The following is a 9,423-nucleotide window of genomic DNA, read 5'->3' as shown; positions in this document are numbered from 1 at the left end:
GACTGGTTGAACAGCAACTGCTGAAGCTGTATACCTGCCGATGCATTGTACTTGGTACCAAACTGCACCGGAATCATCTCATCAGGCTTTCCCTCAAACACGTTCGGGATCACCTGCACCGGTATAGCCGGATACATGTTGAAGTTACCAAAGCCGTTCACCTGCGGCAGTCCGTTGCTCTTGGCCTCTTTGACCATGTACTTGGCGCTCAGTTGGTCGTAAGAGGCCTTTTGCATGTCCTCGTTATGCTCCAGCGCATACGTGATGGCCTCCTGCAGACTCAGCGTCTGCACATCGGGCTTCTCCTGCGCCACAACCGGCTTCACGAAAAGCATGGCCAATCCGACTACTAAATATTTGATTTTCACGTTTTTGTTTATTATGTTTAGATATAAGTAGTTAGTTCTGAAAATTGTGAACTTAAAAACTAAAAAAATTATGCTCTACTTTTTTCCCATTCGTCGATCAGGCGGGCATTTGCGCTTTCATGTAATCCAAAAAGCTGATAAAGTCATTCAGCTTCGTATCATAAATTGGATTATCACGTTTTCTGACTTCCAGTACCCGTTTTAATAGTGAGTTAAGGTGACTCAGATCTTCCATCTTCTTGGCAAACAACTCACGCCAGTTGGAGGATTTAATGCGGAAATAACGTTTTCGGTCTCCGGAGAAGGTGGTGTATTCGATGTGTCCTGTGTTAAGGAGCATGTTCAGCGAGTTGCTGGTCGCGCTTTTGCTGATGCTGAGGGTTTCGCTGATCTCGTCGAAAGTGAGTTCAGGACGATCAGAAACAAGCAGTAGCCCCATCACCCGCGCCACGGCAGGCTGGAAACCGTTGTTCTCCTGGTAGATGCCAAATTCCTCAATTAAGCTACGCTGTTCTTCGCTAAGAGTCATGATATTACCTTTCTTTTATAGCTTTAACGATGCAAAGGTAATGCTTAGTTTCATTAGTTCATAATTTACAGAACTAAATTTTTGCTATAGGTATAGGTTTAGCGTTAATAGAGGTTAAACTAGCTGCGGCGGAGGTAATCTATTACCTCTATTTTTGTCATCCTGTAAGGATCTTGGTAGCGGATAGCATAGGCTTATCACCCCTCTAACCAAGTTTCTTAACAGAATGACAGAGCGTTAAAGGCAAATATTATTAGAATACAACGACGCTAATATGATGCTAAGGCTGTTCTATACCTTCTTTTTGTCATCCTGTAAGGATCTTGGTAGCTAGCCTGAGAAGCTGTATTTCAAGGATCAGCTTTCAAAAATCGCAGGTATGGATTTTCACTTTTTATCAAATTCATTTTCTTTTCACGGCTCCAACTCTTTAGCTCCTTCTCTCTATCTATAGCATGCTGCACATAGGTATAGCGCTCATAATATACAAGCTTGTAACAGAAGTAGCGGCCTGCAAACGTTTCAGGTTTTCCTCTGTTTTCCTTATGTTGATCAAGCCGATATACCAAGTCATTTGTCACCCCCACATAAAGCACAGTCTTGCCTGGGTTTGTAGTGATATAGACGAAGTAATTATGGCTTTTCATTGCTGAGTCTTAACCTCCCTTCTACCAAGTTTCTTTCAGAATGACAAGAATTGAGTCATTACACTACATTTAAATAAATTAAGAGGCAAGGCATTCCGCATCTAGTCTTTTCGCTGCTTTAGCCTGATCACCATCCCTTCATCGCCGCTCAGGCTTATCTTGTCTTTCACCTCAGTGCCTTCCCGCTCTGGCAGCGTGTCTATTTCAATGGTTCCCTCGAACTGGAAGTGCTCCGGGTGGAAATGACACGTTTTGTGGCTCAGGTTCAGCAGTATCAGAAAGCGGGTGTCGGAGGTATAGCGCAGGTAGGCCAGCAACGGTTTCTGAGCCTCCATGGGCTTGTAGTGCCCGATGCGCAGGGCATCTTCTTTCTGACGGAGGTTCAGCAACCGCCGGTGCAGTGCCAGCATGGAGCCGTGATCATCAGACTGTGCCTTTACATTCACCCGACGGTAGTCCGCTGGCAATGGCAGCCATGGCTTAGATGGACTGAATCCGGCATTTTCACTGTCGTCCCACTGCATGGGCGTACGCTGCGGGTCTCGGCTCAGGTTGAGCCCGGGCATGTTTAGACCCTGCGGATCCTGCACCTCCTCCTCAGGTATAGGCACGTCGCGCATGCCTATCTCATCTCCATAATAGATAGTAGGTGTACCCCGCAGCGTGAGCAGGAGCATCGCCGCTACCCGTGCCTGGTCCTGTCCCACCCGACTGGAGATACGTGACTGGTCGTGGTTGCCGAGCACCCAGTTTGGCCAGCCGCCTTCCGGCAGTGCAGCCTCGTACTGGTTGATGTTGGAGGCGATTTCTCCCGCGTCCCAGTTGGTGGAGAGCAGCAGAAAGTTGAAAGGCAGGTGCGCTCCTTTAAGGTCGGTCCCGTAATAAGTCATCAGCTTGTGAATGGGCAGGTAGATCTCACCGATCATCATGCGCTCATCGTACTCGTCGAGCACGGCACGCATTTTACGCACGATATCGTGTACCTCAGGCTGGTCGGTGGAGTAGGCCGGAATCAGTTTTTCGTAGGTGGCCTGGTGCGATTCATAGTCCGGATTCACCGGGTTATCGCGCAGCTGATCGTCTTTGATCATGTGCCACATCACGTCCACCCGGAAACCGTCCACGCCCTTGTCGAGCCAGAAGCGCATTACGTCCAACATCGCCTCCTGCACCTCCGGGTTGCGCCAGTTCAGGTCGGGCTGCTCTTTCAGGAAGGCATGGTAATAATATTGTTCTGTTTTCTCGTCCCACTCCCAGGCACTGCCTCCAAACACACTGAGCCAGTTGTTCGGTTCGGAACCGTCTTCTTTTGCATCTTCCCAGATATACCAGTCGCGCTTCGGGTTGTCTTTGGAAGAGCGGGACTCTTTGAACCAGGGGTGCTCGTTTGAGGTGTGGTTGGGCACCAGGTCCAGGATCAGTTTCATGCCCCGGTCATGTACGGCCTGCAGCAGCTCGTCAAAGTCCTCCATAGTACCGAATAGCGGATGGATGTCGCAGTAGTCAGAAATGTCGTAGCCGAAGTCAGCCATGGGGGAGGAGAAGATGGGAGAGATCCAGATGGCCGTTATACCTAGTGCCTGGATGTGATCGAGGCGCTGGATGATACCCTGCAGGTCGCCCACGCCATCGCCGTCGCTGTCCTGGTACGATCGTGGGTAGATCTGGTAAATGATGCCTTCCTGCCACCACAGGTATTTTTGCTGCGTGTCTTTCATAGTCCGTTGGTTTGGTCTGCGAATCGGCCACAGGCCGGTATTCTATAAATAATGTATCCTGTACGGGAAATGCCGGGGAGGGTATGGGTTGCTTGGGTTAAAGTCGCCCAGACCTCGCAGCGTCCTCCGGACCTGCGAGCGTCTAACAGAACGGCGGTGGAAAGCCAGGTATAAGTATAGGTATAGCCACGATTTACCCACCCCAGACTCCCGAGAGGGAAATTTTCTCCCGCACCCAACGAAATATAGAGTCGGTGTAGAAACAGTTGTGCTAGACCTAAAAGTGCTTTCATCCCCCTGCCCCTTTAAAGGGGACTACCAGTTACTGCCAATTTAAAGGTATAAGCATTATGGTAATAGGCCCCACGGTAGCAGACACCTGTGCCATTTTTCAACTACACCTGATCGCCTGCGTTATAAATAGGTATAACGATCATTATGGAGCAGAGCTACACATCCTACTTTGCAGGCCTGGGCCTCGTCGGCATCATCGTAGGTATGGTGCTACTGGTATTTGTAGCCTGGAGTGTGGTGTGGTCTTATAAGGATGCGCGGCGCCGGGGCAAGTCCCCCTGGCTGGTCGCCCTGATGGTCCTGCTCATGGTATGGCCAGTGGGTCTTGTCATCTGGTTTTTGCTCCGGCCACAAAAGACGGAGCAGCAGGTATAAGCTAGTCCCAGCGCACGATGTCGTCGTATTCTTTGTGGCGTTTTACATAGGCTTCTACCACAGGGCAGGAAGGAATGATCTGGCAGTTCTGCGCCCTGGCGTGCTCCAGACCGGATTTTACTAACTTATCGGCTATGCCCTGGCCCCGATGGTTCTCCGGTACAAAGGTATGATCAAAGTCCATGTGGCCCTGGTCGGTGATGGAATATGTGAGCTCGGCCTCGCCACCTTCCAGCTCAATGTAAAAGCGGGTGTCCTCTTCGTCGTGAATGATCTTCATGTTAAGGTATGCTAATGGTCTGGAACAGGTATACGCCGGTCTTGCTGCTGGTGTTAGGCTGTTGGGTTCGGGACAAAATGTATAGTAATGTAATTCGGAATCATCATTCATAACTTGTAGGTGGCTAGTAGATTACGATCAATGGATTAATTCTGCTATACCTACACTAAGCAACAAAACACTAGCCTGCTCGCTCGCACTCCGCAATGCCTATCCCTCGTTCCTGTTCCTGTTCCTGATTTCTGTTGCTAGTGCAGGCGCAGAAGGAATTGAAAAACTGTAAGTCTTTACCAAATAAAACAGAAAAAGCGCTACACGGCAATGTGCGACCCTTTTTATGATAAAATTGAATTGTTCTATAAATATTTAATTTGTTCTATGTATACTTGCAACATTATATACTCTAACCTAAACAGTAGCATGTCTGCTGTCGCTATTATATGAAGCGTATACTATTCTCTATTGGAGCCGTTGCCTGTCTTTTTTTTAGTTCTGCTGAAGAAGCCTGGCACAACAAATTTCGAATTCAAAATTCGAGGGCTAAGCGCATTTCGCAGCTCTTTTACATGACATCTGATAAGTTTTCGGTGATGGCTGGTGCTGGCCTTACCGTAATGAATAGCGATAACCGAACCAATGGCTGGGATGATGGCCTGGGCGGAATGCTCCGCCAGAATGGTTTTGGCCCCCATGTCGGGGTTGGGGCTATTTACCAGGTAGCTCCGCGTGTGGGAGTTCGCTCAAACCTGAACTATGTTGGCTTTAACACCAAACTCCTTGATCGGCCAGGTACACAGGTTCCTTTCAGTTCACATATTGCTGAGTTAAGTGCTACGGCAGTGTATGACCTCGTACACAGCTACCGGCCACTGCGCGGCTATGGCAGCACCGACTTACTTCGTTTGGCTGTGCCTTATGTAAAAGCAGGTGTGGGGGTGCTCTATTACAGTGCTTCTTCTGATGCTTCAAAAAATTCTGGTGTAGCAGCGTTTATTCCTGTGGGTGGTGGCATTCGTTTCAATTATACAAGTAAAATTAGCATTGCTCCTGAGCTTACCTTTAATTTTACCAGTTCAGATTTAATTGACAACTATAAACGAAAGGGCGGTTTTACTGGCAACAAAGATGCCTATGTTAGCGCAAGCGTAAACTTTATATACACTTTACCTGCTGGCTTTAATTTTAGCTTGCGCAGAGGCCGATAGAGAGTTACACCCAGCTCATAGAAAAAGGCAGTTTAGTTAAGGACTAAACTGCCTTTTTGCTTTCTCTCCTCTATGTTCCTGACTACGGCCGAAGTTGCGGAAAAGTATTTTAGAATATATTCTTCGTTAAGCAGAATTTTTTATGCAATTTTGCCAACTTATAAGATACGCTTTTGAGAAAAGAAGGTTGTTGTGCTTACACTGCCTTTTTGAAAAAATGATGCTGAGCTTTAGCTGATGAAATTAACGTTTACCTACCTTATCGCATTCCTCTGCCTGGTCTCCTGTACCCCGCGTAACCTGGCATATTTCAGTGACTTGCAGGAAGCTTCTGAATATACCGAAAATATACAGAATAGCAGTGTCGCTAAAATTCAGCCCGACGATCTGCTCAGCATCAGCGTCACCAGCCCCAGCCCCGAAGCCAATGCCTTGTTCAATCGAGGGGAGAATATAACAACAGGTATAGTTTCCAATTACAGCATCGGTTCCGGGACCACCAATAACCTTTACCGTGAAGGTTACCTGGTAGACGAAAGCGGCTATATCAACTTCCCGGTATTGGGCAAAGTGCACTTGGCTGGCTTAACCAGAAACGAGGCGATTGAGAAGTTTTCGAAGGAGCTGGAACCTCACTTGAAAGATCCCATCATCAACATCCGCTTCCTGAATTACAAGATTACAGTGGTAGGCGAAGTGAATCGTCCGGCTACGTTTACCATCCCTACGCAGAAGATCAACATCCTGGAAGCCTTGGGTATGGCCGGTGATATGACCGCTTTTGGCAAGCGCGAAAATGTGCTGGTGATCCGGGAAGAAGATGGCGTGCGTAAAATGACGCGCCTGAACCTGAATAATAAGGAAGTGCTAAACTCCCCATACTTCTATCTGCAGCAGAACGATGTGGTATATGTGGAGCCGGACAAAATGAAGCAGATACAGGCCAGCACCAATACGCGCACTTTGTCAATTATCACAGCTGTTACTTCTCTACTGATCGTAGTCGCTACCCGCTTATTTTAATACAAATTTATTATGGCAGAAAAAGGCACACCTGAAATTCAGCGCCCAGCATTCGCGTTCCAGCAACAGCAGGTAGAGGAGATAAACTTAAAAGCAATCCTATACAAATATGTGCGCTACTGGTATTTGTTTGCGCTGAGTATTGCGATGGCTCTGACCCTGGCTTTCCTATACCTGCGCTATACCACGCCTGAGTATACAATTAAAAGCAAGGTGCTTATCCGGATGATAAGAAAGGGGCTGATTTACTGGGCGGGACCGTGCTCGGAGACTTGGATGCGTTTCAATCAAGCAAAATTGTAGACAATGAAATTGAGGTGCTTAATGCTGTTAGTTTAATGCAGCGTGTGCTCTCCGATCTGTCTTTACAAACAAGCTATTACAAGGAAGGCCGTTTCCGTAGCGGCGAGATTTACGGAAAAGAGCTACCTCTTAAGGTAATTGTAAGTAAATTGGATTCGGCTTCTTATGGCAAATCGATCGTGATCCAGGTGCAGGAAAATAACAGCTTTGTGCTGGAAGAGGAAGACGAACAGGGCGAAACCTTGCGGTCGGAACATAAGTTCGGACAGGAAATCCAAAAGCCTTACGGTACATTTACTGTTGTAGCAGGCAATACTACTACGTCGCACGATATCATCGTCAAATTCCACGATATCCGGAAGTTAGCCAATCATTACCAGCAACTGCTCACCATCAGTCCGGTCAACAAAAATGCCAGCGTTCTTTGGATCAGTATAACAGATCCTGTACAGGAGAAGGGCAAAGATATCATCAATAAACTGGTGGAGCTTTATAACCGGGAAGCGGTAGAAGACAAAAACCTGATCGCTTCTAACACCATCGAATTCATTGATGAAAGACTCAAGTTTTTGACGGCGGAGCTGACAGACGTTGAAAAGGAAGTAGAGACCTATAAGCGCCAGAATGAACTAACTGATGTGAGCTCAGAGGCAAAGCTATATATAGAGCGTGCCAGTGATTATAATAAACAGTTGGCTGAGTTTGAGATACAGTTGGATGTGCTGAATTCCATTGAAAAATACTTGCACGATAGTGGGCAGGAGTATCAGTTGGTACCCAGTGCACTAAGTATACAAGACCCAACTCTAATGGGACTGATCACCAAATTCAATGAACTGCAGTTGGAGCGGGAGCGCCTACTCCATACGACACAGCCAACCAATGTGCTGGTACTGAATTTAAGCGACCAGTTGACTAACCTGCGAACGAATATTATCGAGAACCTGACCAATATTAAGAAAGGCCTGACCATCACGCGCAACAACCTGAAAGCCAATATGGCCCAGTTTGAGAGCAGAATACAGCAGGTTCCTTCTATTGAGCGTGAATTGCTGGAGATCCAGCGGCAGCAGGGCATCAAGCAGGGGCTTTACCTCTACTTGCTGCAAAAACGTGAGGAGTCGGCGGTATCCCTTGCAGCGGCTGTTTCCATCTCGCGCGTACTCGACCCTGCCATGGCGAGTGATCTTCCGGTAAAACCCAAGAAGCAATTGATCTATCTTGTGGCGATTCTATTGGGGCTAGGAGTGCCATTCGCTTTCGTTTATGTGCGCGATCTGTTCAATGATAAGATTGAGACTTTGCAAGAGGTAAAGCAAGGTACACAAACGCCCATACTCGGTGAGATTTCACATAGTGATTATCCTGATAAACTGGTTGTTACAGAAAACAGTCGCAGCACCGTTACGGAGCTTTTTCGACTAATTCGTACCAACTTGCAGTTCTCGACAGTAGGGAAAGAGAACAAGACTATTTTGATCACTTCTAGTATGAGCGGGGAAGGGAAGACCTTTTTCAGCATCAATTTGGGTGCCAGTTTAGCTTTGACAGGTAAGCAGGTGGTTATTGTGAACTTTGACTTACGCAAGCCGCGATTGATGCAGGACATGGGCTTGTCGAACGAAGTTGGTATTACTAATTACCTGATTTCGGATAAATTTGCCATTGAGGATATTATAATTCCTATTGCAGCTGTTCCTGGACTTCATGCGATCGGATCAGGCCCTATTCCTCCAAACCCTGCAGAACTTATGCTGAGTGCGAAGGTAAAGCATTTATTAGAGATGCTGAAACAGGAGTTCGATTACATCCTGCTGGATTCACCTCCTGTAGGGCAGGTAGCAGATGCCTTTACATTGGCATCATATGCTGACTCAAGCGCCTTTATTATTCGTTATGACTTCACTCGCAAGTCTCAGGTTGAGATCATAGATGATATTTATAAATCAGATAAGCTGCCGCATCCTATGATTGTGCTGAATGATGCAAAGAAAGAAAATGGGTATGGTTATGGGTATGCTTACGGGTATGGCTATGGAGATAGTCCAGAGGTAAAGCCAAATAAAAAACGGCAATTTATATAAGAGCCTACCTTCTTAACTATATTGTTCTGAAACCAATATTACAATTACATATAAATATGCAAGTTTTTCGCTCAGTAAACGATCTTGAGGATTATGTAATAGCTAACTTATCTAAGCATATTACTGGTGATTATCATTTACTTGATACTCCTAATTACCCAAATGCAGGAGACCAATTAATATGGCAAGGCCAACTAGATTTCCTTAAAAGCATCCCCTTCAAATGCCTTTCAACTTCTGATGATATATTTTTTTCCTATCCAGTATTAAAAAAACAGAATAATATTTTACTTCAAGGTGGAGGAAATTTTGGTGATTTATATGATAACCATCAGAATTTTAGGAAAAACGTCATTAAAAGATACAAGCACAACAGGATTGTAATGTTTCCACAATCGGTGCATTTTAATAATGAGCACAATCTAAAAAAGGAACTTGAAGTCTTCAATAGTCATGATGAACTCATACTTTGCGCTAGAGATAGTTATTCATTTGATTTTTTTAATACATATTGTAAAAATGCATTAGTTTTATTAATGCCTGATATGGCATTTTGTTCTAAATTAACTTTAAATAGCAAAGTTAAGGTTTCAGATA

11 protein-coding genes are annotated in these 9,423 nt (G+C 46.0%); 6 read left to right on the top strand and 5 right to left on the bottom strand.

Going from position 1 to position 9,423, the window contains the following annotated elements:
* The 4 genes from O71_RS19290 to O71_RS19275 all read right to left on the bottom strand — a co-directional run.
* Positions 1–368, bottom strand: a 368-nt coding sequence (locus O71_RS19290) for a TolC family protein (RefSeq protein WP_237717914.1), incomplete at its 3' end; no start/stop codon positions are given.
* 97 nt (positions 369–465) lie between these two features.
* Positions 466–897, bottom strand: a complete 432-nt coding sequence (locus tag O71_RS19285) for a GbsR/MarR family transcriptional regulator (protein WP_007660353.1) — start codon at positions 895–897, stop codon at positions 466–468.
* 350 nt (positions 898–1,247) lie between these two features.
* A complete protein-coding gene (locus O71_RS19280) occupies positions 1,248–1,544 on the bottom strand; it encodes a GIY-YIG nuclease family protein (RefSeq protein ID WP_007660352.1) in 297 nt (98 codons plus the stop codon).
* A 101-nt stretch (positions 1,545–1,645) separates the two neighbouring features.
* A complete protein-coding gene (locus O71_RS19275) occupies positions 1,646–3,262 on the bottom strand; it encodes an alpha-amylase family glycosyl hydrolase (protein WP_007660351.1) in 1,617 nt (538 codons plus the stop codon).
* A 438-nt stretch (positions 3,263–3,700) separates the two neighbouring features.
* Here O71_RS19275 and O71_RS19270 point away from each other — a divergent pair, with 438 nt between their 5' ends.
* Complete coding sequence (locus O71_RS19270; RefSeq protein ID WP_007660350.1) at positions 3,701–3,931, top strand: FeoB-associated Cys-rich membrane protein; 231 nt, start codon at positions 3,701–3,703, stop codon at positions 3,929–3,931.
* 1 nt (position 3,932) lies between these two features.
* Here O71_RS19270 and O71_RS19265 read toward each other — a convergent pair whose 3' ends face one another.
* Complete coding sequence (locus O71_RS19265) at positions 3,933–4,211, bottom strand: GNAT family N-acetyltransferase (protein ID WP_007660349.1); 279 nt, start codon at positions 4,209–4,211, stop codon at positions 3,933–3,935.
* A gap of 440 nt (positions 4,212–4,651) precedes the next feature.
* Here O71_RS19265 and O71_RS22185 point away from each other — a divergent pair, with 440 nt between their 5' ends.
* The 5 genes from O71_RS22185 to O71_RS19245 all read left to right on the top strand — a co-directional run.
* On the top strand, positions 4,652–5,416 hold the full coding sequence (locus O71_RS22185) for a hypothetical protein (RefSeq protein ID WP_007660348.1): 765 nt from the start codon (positions 4,652–4,654) through the stop codon (positions 5,414–5,416).
* A 237-nt stretch (positions 5,417–5,653) separates the two neighbouring features.
* Positions 5,654–6,439, top strand: a complete 786-nt coding sequence (locus tag O71_RS19255; RefSeq protein WP_007660347.1) for a polysaccharide biosynthesis/export family protein — start codon at positions 5,654–5,656, stop codon at positions 6,437–6,439.
* 12 nt (positions 6,440–6,451) lie between these two features.
* Entirely contained in the window at positions 6,452–6,742 is a 291-nt protein-coding gene (locus tag O71_RS26055) for a hypothetical protein (RefSeq protein WP_237717913.1), read from the top strand.
* A 35-nt stretch (positions 6,743–6,777) separates the two neighbouring features.
* Positions 6,778–8,826 carry a tyrosine-protein kinase gene (locus O71_RS19250; RefSeq protein ID WP_237717912.1) on the top strand — a complete coding sequence of 683 codons (2,049 nt, stop codon included), beginning with the start codon at positions 6,778–6,780 and terminating at the stop codon, positions 8,824–8,826.
* A 56-nt stretch (positions 8,827–8,882) separates the two neighbouring features.
* A partial coding sequence (locus O71_RS19245) for a polysaccharide pyruvyl transferase family protein (RefSeq protein ID WP_007660345.1) occupies positions 8,883–9,423 on the top strand: 541 nt, incomplete at its 3' end.

It is taken from the genome of Pontibacter sp. BAB1700 (genome assembly GCF_000277005.1).
Lineage (GTDB): Bacteria > Bacteroidota > Bacteroidia > Cytophagales > Hymenobacteraceae > Pontibacter > Pontibacter lucknowensis.
The sequence above is the reverse complement of the archived record's forward strand: the minus strand, read 5'-3'. Positions and strand labels throughout refer to the sequence as shown.

Coding starts and splice junctions, on each gene's coding strand:
- O71_RS19285 (WP_007660353.1), bottom strand. CDS start 897: ATGACTCTTAGCGAAGAACAGCGTAGCTTAATTGAGGAATTTGGCATC.
- O71_RS26055 (WP_237717913.1), top strand. CDS start 6,452: ATGGCAGAAAAAGGCACACCTGAAATTCAGCGCCCAGCATTCGCGTTC.
- O71_RS19250 (WP_237717912.1), top strand. CDS start 6,778: ATGCAGCGTGTGCTCTCCGATCTGTCTTTACAAACAAGCTATTACAAG.
- O71_RS19270 (WP_007660350.1), top strand. CDS start 3,701: ATGGAGCAGAGCTACACATCCTACTTTGCAGGCCTGGGCCTCGTCGGC.
- O71_RS19265 (WP_007660349.1), bottom strand. CDS start 4,211: ATGAAGATCATTCACGACGAAGAGGACACCCGCTTTTACATTGAGCTG.
- O71_RS19255 (WP_007660347.1), top strand. CDS start 5,654: ATGAAATTAACGTTTACCTACCTTATCGCATTCCTCTGCCTGGTCTCC.
- O71_RS19275 (WP_007660351.1), bottom strand. CDS start 3,262: ATGAAAGACACGCAGCAAAAATACCTGTGGTGGCAGGAAGGCATCATT.
- O71_RS19280 (WP_007660352.1), bottom strand. CDS start 1,544: ATGAAAAGCCATAATTACTTCGTCTATATCACTACAAACCCAGGCAAG.
- O71_RS22185 (WP_007660348.1), top strand. CDS start 4,652: ATGAAGCGTATACTATTCTCTATTGGAGCCGTTGCCTGTCTTTTTTTT.